At 66.7% G+C, this 775-nt stretch carries 1 pseudogene; it reads left to right on the top strand.

From position 1 onward, the window contains the following. Positions 1 to 694: pseudogene (locus AC5Y49_RS24790) on the top strand (transposase); the annotation flags it as partial. Positions 695 to 775: the final 81 nt, after the last annotated feature.

Consider the following 775-nt stretch of genomic DNA (forward strand, 5'->3'; position numbering starts at 1 on the left):
CACCCGAGCGCGCGATCGGCGCCGCTCGGCGGGCCGGCGAGCCCGCTCGATCGCGGCCAAGCTCAAGCTGCGCGGTGAGCAGCAACGTGACCAGTCCCAGGCCGCGGTACGGCGCATTACCGGTGAACTGGCCGAGATCGCCCAACAAGCGATGCGTGAGGCCACAACGGTGATCCGCAATGCCAAACGCGCGCTGCGCACGGCGACCGGGCAGCGCAAAGGCCGACTGCACCGGGCGATCAACGCTTTGAACACCATCGTCAGACGCACCGAACGCGTTGTAGCCCAGGCCCATTGCCGCCTGTCCGGGGTGATGCCCGAATCGGCCACCCGGCTGGTCAGCCTGCACGATGTCGACGCCCGTCCGATCCGCAAAGGACGCCTGGGCAAGCCCGTCGAATTCGGTTACAAAGCCCAGATCGTCGACAACGCCGACGGGGTCATCCTCGACCACAACATTGAGATCGGCAACCCGCCCGACGCCCCGCAGCTGGCCCCGGCGATCCAACGGATCACCCGCCGCAGCGGCCATACACCGCGCGCGGTCACCGCCGACCGCGGCTATGGCGAGGCCTCTGTAGAACGTGACTTGCATGAGCTGGGTGTGCGCAGTGTGGCGATCCCCCGCAAAAGCAGACCAGGCGCCGCGCGCCGCGAGTTCGAACACCGCCGAGCCTTCCGCGACAAGGTCAAATGGCGTACCGGATCCGAAGGACGAATCAACCACATCAAACGAAGCTACGGCTGGAACCGCACCGAACTCACCAGCATCCAC

The organism is Mycobacterium sp. NGS62 (assembly GCF_059812285.1).